Below are 15,883 nucleotides of genomic sequence, written 5' to 3' on the forward strand. Positions count from 1 at the left end.
CGGCGTTACCGGGTGTACGGGCAGGCGCGATTCGGGGAATTCGGTACCAACTCCGCATGGCCGTGGAATGTTGCGCGCGTGTTGCCGGTATGTGCGCCTTCGGTGGGCCCGGATCCGTGGTGGCGGGAATGCGCCACTCCGGATGGTTGCCCGAAGGCCCAGGAGTCTGTAGTGCGCAGGTGAAGGGCCCTGCGGATGGGGGCCGTTCACGGCGAAGCCTCCACGGCTCGTGTGCCGTGGAGGCTTGTGGGATCGGATTTCCAGCCCTTCGCCGACGGGCCTCCGATCCGAATTGGGGTGCGCGGCCAAAGCCGTGCGCCTTCTGCCGCGCACGGCTCACTGATTTACCCGGCGCTCAACTCCAGTGGGATTCCCCGGGTGCTCCGTGGACGGGTGGATTCTGAATCCGCTCGTTCTCATGGGTGCGGGATGCCCATGCGAGATCCGAGTAGTAGCCGACCTCCGGCGCGAGTGCCGCGGCACGCTGGGCTTCCTCGGTCCAGCTCTCGGCGAGTTCCAGACCCGAGGGTTCGGGTGCGCGGGGCAAGGCCTCGGACCCGGTCGCGCGCACCGGGACCCGGAGGCTCCCGTAGCGCTCCATCCGCTGCCAGCGCAGACGGGATCCCGCGATCGCGGTGAAGACCGACTGGATGACCACGAGGTACATGAGCTGGCGGTAGACGAACTGCTGGAGGGGCAGGCTCCAGAGCGGGCCGGGCCGTTCCCCGTCCAGGCGGAAGGCGTAGAGGCCCATCAGCGCCTGGAGGAGCAGGAACGCGCTCCACAGGGCGAGGATGCGCAGCGGATCCAGGAAGATCAGGCCGTAGAGCGCGAAGACGTCCACGACGGGGGCCAGCAGCGGCAACAGGACCTGGAACATGAGCAGGTAGACCAGCCCGCGCCTGCCGAGCTTGCCCGCCTGCCCGCGCTGGGCGAGCGCGCCGCGGTGCTTCCACATGGCCTGCAGGGTCCCGTAGCACCAGCGGTAGCGCTGCTTCCACAGGGCGCCCAGCGAGGCGGGCGCCTCCGTCCAGGCCTTGGCGCGCTCCTCGTAGACGACGCGCCAGCCGTCGCGGCACAGGGCCATGGTGAGGTCGGTGTCCTCGGCGAGGGTGGTGTCGCTGACACCGCCGACGCGCAGCAGCGCCTCGCGGCGGAAGGCGCCGACGGCGCCGGGGACGGTCGGCATGCACTCGGCGAGGTCGAACAGCCGGCGGTCGAGGTTGAACCCGACGACGTACTCGATGTGCTGCCAGCGCCCCAGCAGGCCGCCCCGGTTGACGACCTTGGCGTTGCCGGAGACCGCACCGACGCGGCGGTGGGCGAAGGGCTGGACGATCATGCGGACGGCATCCGGTTCGAAGACCGTGTCGCCGTCGACCATGACGAGGAGCTGGCAGGAGGCGGCGGCGATGCCGGTGTTGAGCGCGGCGGGCTTCCCCGCGTTCTGCTGCCGGATGACCCGGACACCGGGCAGCTGGAGGGCTTCGACGAGGTCGGCGGTGCCGTCGGTGGAGCCGTCGTCGACGACGATCACCTCGACCGGATGGTCGGACGCGAGGAGGGAGCGGACGGCCGCCTCGATCCCGGCGCTCTCGTTGTACGCGGGGACGATGACGCTGACGGGTTCGGTCACCGGATCCCCCCACGGTCTGCGGCGCATCCGCACGTGGCGCCGGGCGGCGACGAACACGGCGACCGCGCGCAGCAGGCTGATCGCACCCGCTGCCCACAGCAGCCAGGAGACGGCTCCCAGGATCCAGTCGCTGGTCCGCAGCGCGGTGATCAGGGCGAGGCCCTGCAAGTGCTCCGCGGTGCCCGCGGGCTGGACCGCCGTGGGGAGTGCCACCGCCTCGCCGACCGGGGAGAACGCGAACCCGGCGGCCTTGAGCCGGGGCAGCAGCTGTTCCAGTGCGGCGACGGTCTGCGAGCGGTCGCCGCCCGAGTCGTGCATCAGCAGGATCTGCCCGCCGGTGCCCTCGGGGGTGGCGTTGGCGATGATCCGCTCGACGCCGGGCCGCTGCCAGTCCTCGCTGTCCAGGGTCGTCAGGACGGTGAGGTAACCCTCCTGCCCGGCCTGTACGACGGCGGCCCAGTCGGCGTCGGTGAGGGCGTCGTTGCCGGAGGAGTACGGGGGCCGCAGCAGGGGCGTGGTGACGCCGGTGGCGCCTGCGACGGTGAGCTGCGTCTCCCGCAGCTCCAGGGAGCGCCGCCAGGGGGAGGCGCTGCCCAGGTCGGTGTGGGTGAAGCCGTGGAGTCCTATCTGGTGGCCCTCCTCGACGATCCGGCGGGCGAGCGCGGGGTTCTCGGCGACCCGGGTGCCGACGGTGAAGAAGGTGGCGCGGACACCGTTGCGGCGCAGGACGTCGAGGATCTTCGGAGTCCAGACCGGATCGGGGCCGTCGTCGAAGGTCAGCGCGATCGTGTGGGCGGCCGGCCCGGCGGTGCGGCCCCCCGCCGCTTCGATCACCGGGCCGCCGGCGGCTATCCGCGCGGGCACGGAGGAGGCCGGACCCTGTTCCCGGGGAGCGCCGTCGGCGGTGGAGTCGAACATGTGCCGGGTGTAGCCCTGGAGCAGCAGCGCGGCCGAGAGGGTGAGCACGAGCGTGGTGAGCAGAAGCCAGTGCGTGCGCAACGGAACGTCGCGCACGGTGCTGTGCCGGCCGCGGGACGGTGCCCGGCGGCGACGGTTCTTGGACAACGGGGAGTTCCTGACTGCTGCGTTCCGGTGGCTTAGGGGGTGTCTGATGGATCTCCGCGACGCCGCGGAGATCCATCAGACACCCCCTACGGGTGCGAGGTGGGCTTGCCGCCGCCCTGGCCGGGGGCGGAAGTGGGGCGGCCGTGCGCGGTGTTCGCCGCCGTCGGCGCGGCACCCTTCCCGGCAGCGGTCCCGGGCGCCGGGGTGGTACCGGGTGCCCCGGTCGGGCCCGGTGCGGGCGTCCGACCGGCGGCCGGGGGCGCCTTGGAGGGGGTGGCCCCGCGTGCGGCGGACGGGGTGGGGCTCGAACCCGCCGCGCTCCCACCGGAGGCACCGGGTGCGCCCTTCGGAGCCGACGAGGCTCCGGGCGCGGGGGTGTGCGGCGCCGGGGCGGCGGGGAGGAGCGGCGAGCGTACGGTGGGGCCGCCCAGCAGGGTGCTGATGAGCAGGACGACGTAGGCGGCGGCGGGTACGACCAGCAGGCGCCCCGCCCGTCGCACCCTTCGCTGCCTGCGCCCCGACGCGTCGACGAAGACGGGGCCGGGCTCGGGATCGTGCCGCGGCGGGGCGTCCGCCGGGTCCGGGCGGCCCTGCGTGACGCGGGGGAGCGGCATGGTGTCCTCGGCCGAGGTGCCAAGTCGTCCTTGCATCGGTGGGGCCTCTACGGGTAGCGGGATCAGGTGCCGGGCGGTCGTGGACCCGGGCGGGGCGACCTCACGATCGGAGGTCGTGGGTCGTGGGTCGTGGGTCGTGGGTCGGAGGTCGGCGTTCGGCGGACCCGGGCGGGGCTACCCCTTCGGGCGCGCGGTCGGGGCGGTGGGCCGGTCGTCCGGAGGGCCGCTCGGGTGGTCGCCGGGCCCGTTCGGCGTGTGCGTCCGGTCCGTCTCCGGAGCGTGCGTCCGGGCCGTCCCCGGTGTGGCGGGCCGGTTGCCCGGCTCCTGGGTGCCCGGCGTCGGGTGGCCGCCGGACCGGCCGGGCGGGGCCGTCGCCCCGGGGCTCGGGCTGCCCGGCTCCGCCGGGGTCGCGGGCACCGGCGCGCCCGGCCTGCGGGTGGCGGCGGGCGGAACCGCGGCGGGTGTGGCGGGTGCGGAACTCGCCGCGGCACCGGGCTCGCTGCGGGCGGGATCGCCGCCCAGGGAGGTGGGCAGGTGTCCGGTACCGGCCGCGACGGCGACGCCGCCGAGCGCGATGGCGGCGGCGACGGCCGTGACCTTCGCGCTCAGGAGCTTCGCCAGGGTCGGCGTCGGCATCGGCCGCCTCCGGGGACGGGGTGCGGGAACGGGATCGGGTGCGAGCTGAGCGGCCCGGAACGCGGCCAGCGCCGCCTGTTCGCCGGCCAGCTCGGCTTCCGCGGCGGGAGCGGCGGCGGCGCCGAGCAGTCCTACGAGGGCGTCGTGGCCGCCCGCCGACGCGGCCGAGCCCCGGCCGAGCAGCTGCTCGGCGGTGCTCTGGTCGATCCGGCGGGGACGGTTGGTGCTCATCTCATGCCCTTCAGCGTTGGTGGCGTCGTCGGTGTCACTCCCGGGGCGGAAGTTTTTTCCACGGACTCCCGCGGGTCCGCCGCCGCGGGCGTTCCCGCAGGTCGCCGCCGCCCTTCGAGCCGTTCGGCGAGCTTGCGCAGGCCGCGGTGGGAGGCCATCCGTACGGCGCCGGCCCGCTTGCCCAGCACCCGCGCGGCGGTCGCCGCGTCCAGGTCCATCACCACTCTGAGCAGCACGGCTTCGGCCTGGTCGCGGGGCAGGGAGGCTATGAGGGCCAGTGCCGCCGCCGTGTCGACGGTGGCCAGCGCCGCGCCCTCGGTGTCGTCGGCCGCCGGCCGGTCGGCGAGCAAGTCCTCCACCGGCACTCCACTGACCGGGCGACGGCGTTGGGCCCGCAACAGGTCCATCGCCCGGTTCCGGCCGATCGTCGCCGCCCAGCCGCGGAACCCGTCGAAGTCCCCCTGGAACGAACCCAGGTCCCGGGCGATCTGCAGCCACGCCTCCGAGGCCACGTCCTCCGCGTCCGCGCCGACCAGCACCCTCAGGTACCGCAGCAGGCCGGGCTGCACGGCACGGAACAGCGCCCCGAAGGCGGCCTCGTCGCCGTTCCGGGCAGCGTTCACCTGCTCGGACATCTCCGCGGGGTCGCGCCCGATGGGCACTCCCGGCTTCCCCGCCTCGTCCTCGGCCTCGCCGAACCGCTCCGCATTCTGCACCGGGTCATGATGCGCCACGCCCCGCCGGGACCCACGGCCAGCCCGGCCCGCGGCCGACCCTGGCCCACGGCCGGACCGGCCCGTTCCCGAGGCCGGCCCCGCCCGGTCCCCGAGCGGACGCCGCGGCCCGGAAAGCGAACCGGGTGCGTACGAGCCCTGGCTAAGGCGGGTGGTGGTGCGCAATGATCACGCCGCGTCGCGCGGGCATCCCGCCCCGCGCACCACATCCCAACCCGGAGGATGTCTATGGATCGCCGCACACCCCGCGGCCTGGTCGCCGCGGCCACCATCACCGTGGCCCTGCTCGCACCGGCCGTTCCGGCCACGGCCTCGGCCCCGGCCGCGCCCGGAGCTTCACCCCTGGCCCGGGTCTTCATGGTCAACCCGGTGCAGTCGTCGGGCGATCAGACGCTGACCGACGCCAAGGACTCCGCGGCCGCCGTGCCGGCCTCCGCCTACGCCATGGCCGCCCTGCGCAACCTGGACGGCAGCGGCGGACTGTCGGGGAAGTGGGCCTACGTCAGATCGGACACGGGCGCCTCGGCGAAGGTGGCCGACGCGGGCACCTTCACCCGCGCCGACGACCGGTTCGAGCAGGTCATGGCCTATTTCTGGGTCAACGAGGCGCAGGAGTACCTGCAGGGCCTGGGCTTCGGAAGCGAACTGCCCGGGGCCAACGACCAAGCCCAGCCCGTCCGCATCAACCAGTGGGGTGCCGACAACTCCTTCTTCAGCGACAAGAAGACGGAGATCCGCTTCGGCAAGGGCGGGGTCGACGACGCCGAGGACGCCGAGGTCATCGTCCACGAGTACGGGCACGCGGTGCACAACGCCCAGGTCCCCGGCTTCGGTTCCTCCCCGGAGGCCGGCGCGATAGGCGAGGCCTTCGGCGACTACCTGGCCGTCGAGGTCGGCTCCCACGCCGACGAGGCCTACGGGTGGCCGCGCAAGACGGATCTGGCATGCGTCGGCGACTGGGATTCGGTCGAGTACAGCTCCGCCCCGCACTGCCTGCGGCGCGTCGACGGGAACAAGGTCTACGCGGACCGCACGGGCGAGGTGCACGCCGACGGCGAGATCTGGTCCCGCGCCCTCTTCGACATCCGTGGCGCCCTGGGCGCGAGGACGGCCGACCGCATCATCGTCAACGCGCAGTTCGGCTTCGCGCCCGACACCAGCTTCCAGGACGCGGCGCTGACGACGGTCGCCACCGCCCAGCGGATGTACGGCCAGGCCGCCGCGGACGCGGTGCGCCAGGCGTTCAAGGCCCGCCAGATCCCGGGAATCCAGTAGGAGCGTGGTGCGCGGCGCGGGCTCCGCGCCGCGCACGACGGCCCTACGGCGGCGGGGTCAGCTCCTGCTGCGGACGACCGTGAAGACGGCTCCCTCGGGGTCCGCGACCGTGGCCAGTCTGCCGCTGAGGCCCTCGCGGGGCGGCTGGACGACGCGGCCGCCGAGGCGCAGGACCTTGGCCGCGGCCGCGTCGGGGTCCTCCACCTCGAAGTACGTCATCCAGTGCGGGCCCCGGTCGTGGGGCAGGGACCGGCCGACCCCGTGCACGGCGGCCACCGGCCTGCCCTGGAGCAGGAGGGTGAGGTAGTCGAAGTCCTCGGAGGAGTCGGCGTGCGCACGGGCCTCGTGGCCGAAGACGTGCTCGTAGAACTTGCCGACCGTGGAGGTGTCCTGGGTGACCAGCTCGCTCCACACCGGGGTGCCCGGGATGCCTCGCGGCCGGATGCCCAGGTGGGGCGCGGCCTGCCAGAGTCCGAAGATCGCGCCGAGCGGGTCGGAACAGATCGCCACCCGTCCCACGAACCCGCCGTCCAGCGGTCCCACCGCGACGGTGCCGCCGCAGGAGCGGATCGACTCGGCCGTCGCATCGGCGTCGTCCGTGGCCAGGTACGTGGTCCAGGCCACCGGGAGGTGGCGGTCCGGCGGCAGCTTGCCGATGCCGGCCACCTCGCGGCCGTCGAGCAGGGCATGGACGCCCGGACCCAGCTGCTCGGGGCCGGGCGCGTACTCCCAGCCGAACAGGTCGGCGTAGAACTCCTCGGTGGTGCCGAGGCTGTGGACCATCAGGTTCGCCCAGCACGGTGCGCCCGGCGTGCGCCGCATCGTTTCCAGTGCCTCGGTCATCTCGGCCGTCTCCTCCGTCGTCATGCGCATGAGGCTTCCCGCAGCAGATGCTTCCACTCCGGGCGGCTCGGCGCGCCCCGACCCGGCCGGGTCTCGAGCGAGCCTGGACAGATGACCGGATCGATGCGGCCCGTCGATGTCCGGCTTGTTACGCAAGGTGCGCGGCAGGGGAGCAAAATGGCCCGCATGACTGCGAACGCTTCTCCCTCGCCCGTGCTCTCGGCCGCAGCCCTGAAGGCCGAACTGTCCGGCCCCCGCCCGCCGGTCCTCCTGGACGTCCGCTGGCAGCTCGGCGGCCCGAACCAGCGGCCCGCCTACGAGGCGGGGCACCTGCCGGGCGCCGTCTACGTCGACCTCGACGCGGAACTCGCAGGCCCGGCGGGGGAGGGCGGACGGCACCCGCTGCCGGATCCGGAGGAGTTCGGCGCGGTGATGCGGCGGGCCGGGGTCTCGGCGGACACGCCGGTGGTCGTGTACGACGGCGGACAGGGCTGGGCGGCGGCGCGGGCGTGGTGGCTGTTGCGCTGGACGGGTCACGCGCGGGTGCGGGTGCTGGACGGGGGACTGGCCGCGTGGACCGCCGGGGGCGGTTCGCTGTTGACGGAGGTCACTCCTGTGGAACGGGGTGATTTCAAGCCAAATCCGGGTGCGATCGGACTGCTGGACGCGGACGGGGCGGCCGCACTGGCCCGCACCGGGCTCCTGCTGGACGCGCGGGCGGGGGAGCGCTACCGCGGAGAGGTCGAACCGATCGACCCGGTCGGCGGGCACATCCCGGGAGCGGTGTCGGCGCCGACCACGGAGAACGTGGGTCCGGACGGGCTGTTCCTGACGGCGGACGCGCTGCGGGCGCGCTTCGCGGAGCTGGGCGCGGACGCCGCCGGGGCGCAGGTCGGCGTGTACTGCGGCTCGGGGGTCTCCGGAGCCCACGAGGTCCTCGCCCTCGCGGCGGCGGGCATCCCGGCGGCGCTGTACGCGGGCAGCTGGTCGCACTGGTCCGCCGACCCGGCGCGGCCGGTGGCGGTCGGCAGCCTGCCGGGCTGAGCGGGCCGAGCGAACCCGGACCGCCTCCGTACGCGGACGGAGGCGGCCCGGGGCTACTCCTGCTTCTTGCGCCGGGTACCGAAGACGATCTCGTCCCAGCTCGGGACCGCCGCGCGGCGGCCCGGCCGGACGCCGTCGGCTTCGGCCTGACGGTCGGTCGTTCCGGTGAGGCGGTCCCGGTGGCCCGCCACGGTGCGCGGCATCAGGACGTCCGCGTACGCGGTGCCCGCGCCGGCCGAGGCCGCAGGCGGCTCCTCGGACTCCGGTTCCTGCACCGGCTCCGGGACCACCATGTCGCCGCGGAAGCTCGGTACCGACTCCAGCAGGGCCGTCAGGGTGTCCCGCTCCTCCTCCGGCTCCGGGGGCGGCGGGGCGAGCGGGCGCTCCAGCTGGCGGTCGAGCGCACGGTCCAGCGGCCGGTCCCGGGGCAGCCGTGCGATGCGCGGCACGAACGGGAAGCTCGGCTCCGGCGTCGCGGGCAGGTCGTCCGACTCGCCGATCAGGGAGCGGGCCTCGTCGTCCACGGCCACGACCAGCCGGCGCGGCGGGTCGTACGTCCAACTGGCCGAGTGCGGTTCGCTGGCGACCCGGTACACCAGGAGGACCTCCCAGGTGCCGTCGTCACGGCGCCAGGAGTCCCACTGGACGGATTCCTTCTCGGCGCCGCGCAGCGTCAGCCGCTCCTGCACGGCCTCGCCGAGCTGGGGTCCGGTGTTCTCGCCGGGGCGGCGCACGGGGGTCTTGCGGGCCCGCTCGGCCATGAAGGCGCGCTCCGCGAGCACGGGGCCCTCGAAGCGGCGTACCCGGTCGACGGGGATGCCCGCGAGCTGAGCGACCTCCTCCGCGGAGGCACCGGCCCGTATCCGGGCCTGGATGTCGCGGGGGCGGAGGTGGCTCTCCACCTCGATCTCGATTTGGTTCAGGCGCGCACGGTCGTTACGCACGGCAGCCCGGAGACGCTCGTCGATCGCAAGCGTGTACTCCGTGCTGTCCGCAGCCTTGAGCACCAGTCGTGTGCCGTCATTTGAGACGGCCACGACACGCAGTTCGGGCATGGGGACCTCCCGGGTGGTGCCTGCCGACGTCACGTGCGTCGCTGCTTCCGCTAGTCGAGTGTGGCCTGCCCGGGTGCAGCCTGCCACTACCTTGCCGAGTTAAACCGGCGTGTCGGGCATGCGCCCTTGATCGCTGTTATGGCACGGTTACCTGTTGGGCACGCACAGTGACCGAACGATTACTGTGCGCAGCAGGATCCCGTGCAATACCGCGGCATCGCCGGTCTCGAGTGCCGTTTTTCCATCAGCCGGCCCCCTCTCCCGGGTCCGGACATCCGTAAGGAAGGACGGCCCCAGGGCTCGCCACAGTACTCCATTCGGGCCACCTGGGTGGACCGCCGCGCCGCCGAACTTGTCTCGGACGGCGGGAGTTGGGCTGCCCTCTGACGGGTCCACATCGGGGCGGACCTGCGGGCGCGTTCGTTTTCGGGTGTCCTGCTTCACAGAATCCCCAGAAGTGGAACTATCCGTTTCGCTCAGGGGTCAGTAACGGGAGAAAGCGGTGAAGCGCGAGAGGTCGGACACGCAGGGGATGGCGATGGGTCAGAAAACGGTGCTGGACGTCGAGCCGGAGCGGGAGAAGGAGAAGAAGAAGCTCGACCTGAGCGCCGCTCAGGTCGCGGGTTCCTCCCTGGCCACGGTCGCCGCGGCCCTGCTGGCCTCGCAGATGGGCGTCTACGGAACCATCCTCGGCGCCGGTGTGGTGAGCGTGGTCGCCACCGCAGGCGGCCCCGTCATCCAGCACTTCTTCCGGCGCACCGGCGACCAGCTGCGCGAGACCGCCCGCCCGAAGGCCCGTCAGGTACCGGTGGAGGCGCCGGGCGGGGAGCGGGCACCCGACGGAACGATGATGCTGCGCTCCGTCCCCGCCGAGGCGCTGCCAGACGAGGAGTTCGGCGAGGCCACCGTCCACGGCACCCGCGTACGGGGCTGGAAGCGGACGGCGGTGGCCTCCGGCCTGGCGTTCGCCATCGCACTCGGCGGGATCGGGACCTACGAGGCGATCGCCGACACCTCCGTGAGCAAGGGGGGCGGGACCGTCTTCTCCGGCGGCACCCAGAAGGCGGGCGGCGACAGCCCCGCCCCGCCCAAGGGCGAGCCCGGCGAGAAGGGCGCGAAGACCCCGGAGACCGGGAACTCCCCGAGTCCTTCGCGTTCGCAGGGCGGCGGGAGCCCGAGCCCGGACCCCAGCCCCTCGCACTCCGCGGACCCGTCGCCGAGCCCCAGCCCGCCGAAGCCCGACCCGACGCCGACTCCGACGCCCACGCCCACCCCGACCCCCACGCCGAGCTCCGGCGGGGCGACCCCGGACGGGGGCGTGGGCAGCGGCTCCGGCCGGGAGTCGCCGACGCCCTGAGGCGGGCGGAGGGGTGCGGGCTCCGGGCTCCCGGCTCAGGCCCCCAGGACGCGCCGCAGGTAGTCGTTGCCGAAGACCCGCTCAGGGTCCAGCCGGTCCCGGAGCGCGGTGAACTCCCCGAAGCGCGGGTAGACCTGCGCGAAGTATTCCGCGTCCCGCGTGTGCACCTTGCCCCAGTGCGGCCGCCCGCCGTGCTCCGTGAAGATCCGCTCGGCGGCGGTGAAGTAGGCCTGGTACGGGGTCCCCTTGTACATGTGCACCGCGATGTACGCGCTCTCGCGGCCCGAGGCCGTCGACAGGGTGATGTCGTCCGCCGGAGCCGTCCGCACCTCCACCGGGAAGCTGATCCGCAGGTCGGAGCGGTCGACCATGGCCTTGAGCTCCCGTAGCGCCTCGACGACCCGCTCGCGGGGGAGGGCGTACTCCATTTCCACGAACCGCACCCGGCGCGGGCTGGTGAACACCTTGTACGGGATGTCCGTGTAGGTCCGCGCGGACAGGGCGCGGCTCGCGATCCGGGCGATGGAGGGGATGGTCGCCGGGACGGCGCGGCCCAGCGAGTTCACGGCCTGGAAGAGGCCGTTGGACAGCAGCTCGTCCTCGACCCAGGCGCCGACCGCTCCGGGCGGGGCGGCCGGGCCCTGGCTGCGGTTGTTCCGCTTGGTGTTGCAGTTGCCGGTGTGCGGGAACCAGTAGAACTCGAAGTGCTCGTTCTCCGCGTGGTGCTGGTCGAACTCGGCGGTCACCCGGTCGAAGCCCATCGGCTCCTCACGGGCGGTCAGGAAGAAGAGCGGCTCCACGGCGAAGGTGATCGCGGTGACGACGCCGAGCGCCCCGATGCCGAGCCGGGCCGCCGCGAAGACCTCCGGATTCTCCTTCTCCGAGCAGCTCAGCAGCGTGCCGTCGGCGGTGACCAGCTCCAGGCCGCGGATCTGGGCGGCGATGGAGGCCGAGTCGCGGCCGGTGCCGTGCGTGCCGGTGCTGGTGGCCCCGGAGACCGTCTGCTCCATGATGTCGCCCATGTTCGTGAGCGACAGGCCTTCCTTGGCGAGGGCCAGGTTGAGGTCCTTGAGGACCGTGCCCGCCGCCACGGTGACGGTGCCGGCGATCCGGTCGATGACCTGGATCCCGGCCAGCGCCTGCGGGCGTATCAGTACGCCGTCGGTCGCGGCGGCCGCGGTGAAGGAGTGGCCGGTGCCGACCGCCTTCACCTTCAGCCCCTCCTCGGCGGCCCGGCGGACCGCCTCCTGGAGTTCGCCCACCGAAGCGGGGGTCACCACGCGCCTGGGCGTGGCGGTGACGTTGCCCGCCCAGTTATGCCACGCGGCGGTCCGTGTCCCGCTCGTCCCTGCTGTCCCCGTCGTAGCCATCGTTGGAAGGCTCCTCCCCTTGCGCCGACCTCGTCAGCCGGCGATAACCCGCGAACGCCACCGCCGCCGCGGCGGCCCCCGCCGAGATCGAGACGACGTACCCGGTCTTCGCGCCGGCGGCGTCGATGACCCAGCCGGCCACGGAGGAGCCGAGCGCGACTCCGACCGCGAGGCCGGTGCTGATCCAGGTCATGCCCTCGGTCAGCTTCGCGCGTGGTACGTGCGCCTCGATCAGGGCCATCGTGGTGATCATCGTGGGAGCGATGGCGAGGCCCGAGACGAAGAGCGCCACGGCCAGAAACGGAAGGTTCCCGGCCAGTAGGAGGGGGATCATACTCACGGCCATCGCACAGATGCCCAGCACCCACCTGCGTTCCGCCTTGCCCTTGAGGTGCAGCAGGCCGAAGACGATGCCCGCGAGGCAGGAGCCGACCGCCCAGACGGCGAGGATGAAGCTGGCGGCGGCCTTGTGGCCCCGCTCCTCGGCGAAGGCCAGGGTGACGACGTCGATGGAGCCGAAGATGGCTCCCGTGGCCACGAAGGTGGCCATGAGCACCTGGAGCCCGGGGGAGCGCAGGGCGGAGGTCCTGTCGGTGTCGGCGCCGCGCGGGTGCGGGACGGGCTCGGTGGCGCGCTGTGCGGTCAGCCACCAGACGCCCACCAGCAGGAAGACCCCGGCGACCAGCGGGCCGGCCTCGGGGAACCAGGTGGTGGACAGCCCGATGGCGAGGATCGGGCCGAAGATGAAGCAGACCTCGTCGAGGACGGACTCCAGGGAGTACGCCGTGTGCAGTTCGCGCGGGGAGTCCCGGTAGATGGCCGTCCACCGGGCGCGGATCATCGAGCCCACGCTGGGCACGCAGCCCGCGAGGGCGGAGAAGACGAACAGGGTCCAGTCGGGGGCGTTGTTGGCCGCGCACAGTAGCAGGCCGGCGACGGCCACGGCCGCCAGCAGGCTCGCCGGGCGCAGGACCCGCCGCTGGCCGTACTGGTCGACGAGGCGGGAGACCTGGGGGCCGATGGCGGCCGCGGAGAGGGCGAGGGTGGCGGTGAGCGCCCCGGCCAGCGAGTAGCGGCCGGTGAGCTGGGAAATCATCGTGAGGATGCCGACGCCGACCATCGACAGCGGCATCCGGCCTATGAGGCCGGCCGCACTGAACGACCGGCTTCCGGGGGCCGCGAATATCGCGCGGTAGGGACTGGGCAAGGTGCCCTCCGTGAGGGACGTCATTGGCCCATACAGGTTACGACCGCACACAAGGCGCCCGCATGGGGAAAAAGGGACAGGCGGTACAGGAAGTAAGGGTGACCTTACCTGTGCGGGGGCGGGCTTGGGCGCCGGGCCTGTTTCCCGCCCGGCTGGGACGGGTGGCAGGATTCGAGACATGTCTGACCAGCTCCGCGCCTCCGCCTCCGCTCCCGCCTCCGCCGCCGGCGCAGGCACGGCCGAAGGCCCCGCCGCGCCCTACGACGCCCTGCTGCTGCTCTCCTTCGGCGGCCCCGAGGGACCCGACGACGTCGTGCCGTTCCTGGAGAACGTCACGCGCGGGCGCGGCATCCCGCGCGAGCGGCTCAAGGAGGTCGGACAGCACTACTTCGGCTTCGGCGGGGTCAGCCCCATCAACGGGCAGAACCGCGAGCTGCTGGACGCGCTGCGCAAGGACTTCGCCGAGCACGGACTGGACCTGCCGGTCTACTGGGGCAACCGCAACTGGGCCCCGTACCTCGACGACGTGATGCGCGAGATGGCCGCCGACGGCCGCCGCCGCATCGCGGTCCTGGCGACCAGCGCGTACGCCTCGTACTCGGGCTGCCGGCAGTACCGCGAGAACCTCGCGGACGCGCTCGCCCTGCTCGTCGGAGAGGGCGTGGCCGAGGCCGACCTGCCCAAGGTCGACAAGCTGCGGCACTACTTCAACCACCCCGGCTTCGTGCAGCCCATGATCGACGGGGTGCTCGCGGCGCTGGAGTCGCTGCCCGCCGAGGTCCGCTCCGGCGCCCGGCTGGCCTTCACCACGCACTCCATCCCGAACGCGGCCGCGGACACCTCCGGCCCGGTGGAGGCGCACACGGCCGACGGCGAGGGCGGGGCCTACGTCGCGCAGCACCTGGACGTCGCGAAGGTCGTCGCCGACGCGGTCCGGGCCGAGACCGGCACCGAACTGCCCTGGGAGCTCGTCTACCAGTCGCGCAGCGGCGCCCCGCACATCCCGTGGCTGGAGCCGGACATCTGCGACCACCTGGAGGCCCTGCACGAGGCGGGCACCCCGGCGGTCGTCATGGTGCCGATCGGCTTCGTCTCGGACCACATGGAGGTCCTGTACGACCTCGACACGGAGGCCACGGCCAAGGCCGCCGAGCTCGGGCTGCCCATCGCCCGCTCGGCGACCGTCGGCTCCGACCCGCGGTTCGCGGCGGCGGTACGGGACCTCGTGCTGGAGCGGGCCGCGACGGAACGCGGCGAGGTCGTGGAGCGTTGCGCGCTCGGGCTGCTCGGAGCGGGCCAGGACCTGTGCGCCGTGGGCTGCTGCCCGGCCCGGGCCCCGCGGCCGGCGGCCGCGGGGGTGGACAGCCCGTACGCGTAGCGGCGCACGGGCGGGCAGGACGCACCACGGAGACCGACGCACCACGGGAACCGACAAGCACCACACGCACGCAACAGGGAGTGGATCCGGCTGTGATCTCCGAAGAGCTGAAGACCGAGCTGCTGGCCGTGGGCCTGGAGGCCGCCCGGCGGGCGGGCGAGTTGCTGCGGGACGGCCGGCCGGCCGATCTGGGGGTCGCGGCGACCAAGTCCAGCCCCATCGACGTGGTGACCGAGATGGACATCGCCGCGGAGAAGCTGATCACCGGGATCCTCGCCGAGCGGCGGCCCGAGGACGGGCTGCTGGGCGAGGAGGGCTCCGACACGGCGGGGACCAGCGGGGTGCGGTGGGTCATCGACCCGCTGGACGGCACCGTGAACTACCTCTACGGGCTGCCGACCTGGGGCGTGTCCATCGCGGCCGAGTACCTCGGGCAGACCGTGGCCGGGGTCGTGGCCGCGCCGATGCGCGGGGAGACGTACCACGCGGTGCTGGGGCGCGGCGCCTGGCTCGGCGAGCTCCGGCTGGCCTGCCGCGCGGCCGCCCCGCTGGACCAGGCGCTGATCGGCACCGGGTTCGCGTACGTCCAGACCCGCAGGGCGCACCAGGCCGACGTCGCGCAGCGGATCATTCCCGTGGTCCGCGACATCCGGCGCGGCGGGTCGGCGGCGGTGGACCTGTGCGACGTGGCCGCCGGGCGGCTGGACGGGTACTGGGAGCGCGGGCTCAACCCCTGGGACCTGGCGGCGGGCGAGCTGATCGCACGGGAGGCCGGCGCGCTGACCGGCGGACGGCCCGGAGAGCCGGCCTCGGGCGAGCTCGCGCTGGCGGCCACGCCGGCGGTGTTCGCCTCGCTGCAGCCGCTGCTGGACGAGGCCGGGGCCTGGCACGACTAGGCCGGGCGGCGGGCACGACCGGCCGGACGGCAAGAGGGAACCCCGGCTGCCGGGTGGCGGCTGCCGGGGTTCGGGACGTGCTGTTGCCGGCCGGCCGGGTGTCCCGGCCGGCGCTGTCAGCAGGCGGGGACGGAGACCGGAACGCCGTGCTCGGCGGCGAGGCGCTGAAGGTCTTCCAGCTCCGCCTGTTCCACTTCCGCGAGGAAGTCGTCGCCCGCCTCGCGGGCCTGCCTGAGGTCGGTCTGCGTGCTCCTGATGCGCTGCAGGAGACCTGCGGTGAATGCGTCCATGGTGGGTGCGCCCCCTCTTCATGGGTCGGCGGCGGCACGTGGCAGTCCGCCATCAGGGAGTTTTCGGGGTGTGAAATCGTCCTCCCCACCGCCCTGGCCCCAGAAACCTCGTGAGGCGAGGGAATCCTCGGTTCCGTCCCTTGTGCGGGGGTCCCGGGCGGGTGCCGGGCGGGGCGCGGGCGCACTCCGGGTGAGCCCCACGGGCGTCTTACAGCCGGTTTACGGCCGAAACGGGCAGGATGGACGACGCAC

The 15,883-nt window shown here is 73.5% G+C and carries 14 protein-coding genes; 5 read left to right on the top strand and 9 right to left on the bottom strand.

Going from position 1 to position 15,883, the window contains the following annotated elements:
• Positions 1-355: 355 nt before the first annotated feature.
• The 4 genes from OG490_RS27880 to OG490_RS27895 form a co-directional block, all read right to left on the bottom strand.
• Positions 356-2,701, bottom strand: coding sequence for a bifunctional polysaccharide deacetylase/glycosyltransferase family 2 protein (locus OG490_RS27880; RefSeq protein WP_330299014.1), 2,346 nt, complete (start codon positions 2,699-2,701; stop codon positions 356-358).
• 86 nt (positions 2,702-2,787) lie between these two features.
• Positions 2,788-3,351: a hypothetical protein gene (locus OG490_RS27885; protein ID WP_330299015.1), complete on the bottom strand. Its 564-nt coding sequence runs from the start codon at positions 3,349-3,351 to the stop codon at positions 2,788-2,790.
• Positions 3,352-3,489: 138 nt separating this feature from the next.
• Positions 3,490-4,182, bottom strand: a complete 693-nt coding sequence (locus OG490_RS27890; RefSeq protein ID WP_330299016.1) for a hypothetical protein — start codon at positions 4,180-4,182, stop codon at positions 3,490-3,492.
• On the bottom strand, positions 4,179-4,898 hold the full coding sequence (locus OG490_RS27895; RefSeq protein WP_443065884.1) for an RNA polymerase sigma factor: 720 nt from the start codon (positions 4,896-4,898) through the stop codon (positions 4,179-4,181). The genes OG490_RS27890 and OG490_RS27895 overlap by 4 nt, the downstream gene beginning before the upstream one ends.
• A gap of 246 nt (positions 4,899-5,144) precedes the next feature.
• On the opposite strand from OG490_RS27895, the gene OG490_RS27900 reads away from it, so the two are divergent.
• Positions 5,145-6,191, top strand: a complete 1,047-nt coding sequence (locus OG490_RS27900) for a M4 family metallopeptidase (RefSeq protein WP_330299017.1) — start codon at positions 5,145-5,147, stop codon at positions 6,189-6,191.
• Between the two features lie 57 nt (positions 6,192-6,248).
• On the opposite strand, the gene OG490_RS27905 is transcribed toward OG490_RS27900, so the two are convergent.
• Positions 6,249-7,034 carry a VOC family protein gene (locus OG490_RS27905; protein ID WP_330301096.1) on the bottom strand — a complete coding sequence of 262 codons (786 nt, stop codon included), beginning with the start codon at positions 7,032-7,034 and terminating at the stop codon, positions 6,249-6,251.
• Between the two features lie 186 nt (positions 7,035-7,220).
• Between OG490_RS27905 and OG490_RS27910 the strand changes: the two genes are divergently transcribed.
• Positions 7,221-8,078: a sulfurtransferase gene (locus OG490_RS27910; protein ID WP_330299018.1), complete on the top strand. Its 858-nt coding sequence runs from the start codon at positions 7,221-7,223 to the stop codon at positions 8,076-8,078.
• Between the two features lie 53 nt (positions 8,079-8,131).
• On the opposite strand, the gene sepH is transcribed toward OG490_RS27910, so the two are convergent.
• Complete coding sequence (gene sepH / locus OG490_RS27915; RefSeq protein ID WP_330299019.1) at positions 8,132-9,133, bottom strand: septation protein SepH; 1,002 nt, start codon at positions 9,131-9,133, stop codon at positions 8,132-8,134.
• A 538-nt stretch (positions 9,134-9,671) separates the two neighbouring features.
• Between sepH and OG490_RS27920 the strand changes: the two genes are divergently transcribed.
• Positions 9,672-10,490: a hypothetical protein gene (locus tag OG490_RS27920; protein ID WP_330299020.1), complete on the top strand. Its 819-nt coding sequence runs from the start codon at positions 9,672-9,674 to the stop codon at positions 10,488-10,490.
• Positions 10,491-10,525: 35 nt separating this feature from the next.
• Here the strand turns inward: OG490_RS27920 and OG490_RS27925 are convergent, their stop codons facing one another.
• Both OG490_RS27925 and OG490_RS27930 read right to left on the bottom strand, forming a co-directional pair.
• Positions 10,526-11,860, bottom strand: coding sequence for a D-arabinono-1,4-lactone oxidase (locus OG490_RS27925; RefSeq protein ID WP_330299021.1), 1,335 nt, complete (start codon positions 11,858-11,860; stop codon positions 10,526-10,528).
• On the bottom strand, positions 11,805-13,067 hold the full coding sequence (locus OG490_RS27930; RefSeq protein ID WP_330299022.1) for an MFS transporter: 1,263 nt from the start codon (positions 13,065-13,067) through the stop codon (positions 11,805-11,807). Before OG490_RS27930 ends, OG490_RS27925 begins: the two co-directional genes overlap by 56 nt.
• A gap of 178 nt (positions 13,068-13,245) precedes the next feature.
• Here OG490_RS27930 and OG490_RS27935 point away from each other — a divergent pair, with 178 nt between their 5' ends.
• Both OG490_RS27935 and OG490_RS27940 read left to right on the top strand, forming a co-directional pair.
• The gene (locus tag OG490_RS27935) at positions 13,246-14,445 is read left to right on the top strand and encodes a ferrochelatase (RefSeq protein ID WP_330299023.1); all 1,200 of its coding nucleotides are present in this window, start codon (positions 13,246-13,248) and stop codon (positions 14,443-14,445) included.
• 92 nt (positions 14,446-14,537) lie between these two features.
• Positions 14,538-15,341, top strand: coding sequence for an inositol monophosphatase family protein (locus OG490_RS27940; protein ID WP_443065885.1), 804 nt, complete (start codon positions 14,538-14,540; stop codon positions 15,339-15,341).
• 116 nt (positions 15,342-15,457) lie between these two features.
• On the opposite strand, the gene OG490_RS27945 is transcribed toward OG490_RS27940, so the two are convergent.
• On the bottom strand, positions 15,458-15,631 hold the full coding sequence (locus OG490_RS27945) for a hypothetical protein (protein ID WP_330299024.1): 174 nt from the start codon (positions 15,629-15,631) through the stop codon (positions 15,458-15,460).
• Positions 15,632-15,883: the final 252 nt, after the last annotated feature.

Origin of the sequence: Streptomyces sp. NBC_00503 (genome assembly GCF_036346895.1) — a bacterium.
Classification (GTDB): Bacteria; Actinomycetota; Actinomycetes; order Streptomycetales; family Streptomycetaceae; genus Streptomyces.

Coding starts and splice junctions, on each gene's coding strand:
- OG490_RS27885 (WP_330299015.1), bottom strand. CDS start 3,351: ATGCAAGGACGACTTGGCACCTCGGCCGAGGACACCATGCCGCTCCCC.
- OG490_RS27890 (WP_330299016.1), bottom strand. CDS start 4,182: ATGAGCACCAACCGTCCCCGCCGGATCGACCAGAGCACCGCCGAGCAG.
- OG490_RS27900 (WP_330299017.1), top strand. CDS start 5,145: ATGGATCGCCGCACACCCCGCGGCCTGGTCGCCGCGGCCACCATCACC.
- OG490_RS27905 (WP_330301096.1), bottom strand. CDS start 7,034: ATGACCGAGGCACTGGAAACGATGCGGCGCACGCCGGGCGCACCGTGC.
- OG490_RS27910 (WP_330299018.1), top strand. CDS start 7,221: ATGACTGCGAACGCTTCTCCCTCGCCCGTGCTCTCGGCCGCAGCCCTG.
- sepH (WP_330299019.1), bottom strand. CDS start 9,133: ATGCCCGAACTGCGTGTCGTGGCCGTCTCAAATGACGGCACACGACTG.
- OG490_RS27920 (WP_330299020.1), top strand. CDS start 9,672: ATGGGTCAGAAAACGGTGCTGGACGTCGAGCCGGAGCGGGAGAAGGAG.
- OG490_RS27925 (WP_330299021.1), bottom strand. CDS start 11,860: ATGGCTACGACGGGGACAGCAGGGACGAGCGGGACACGGACCGCCGCG.
- OG490_RS27935 (WP_330299023.1), top strand. CDS start 13,246: ATGTCTGACCAGCTCCGCGCCTCCGCCTCCGCTCCCGCCTCCGCCGCC.
- OG490_RS27945 (WP_330299024.1), bottom strand. CDS start 15,631: ATGGACGCATTCACCGCAGGTCTCCTGCAGCGCATCAGGAGCACGCAG.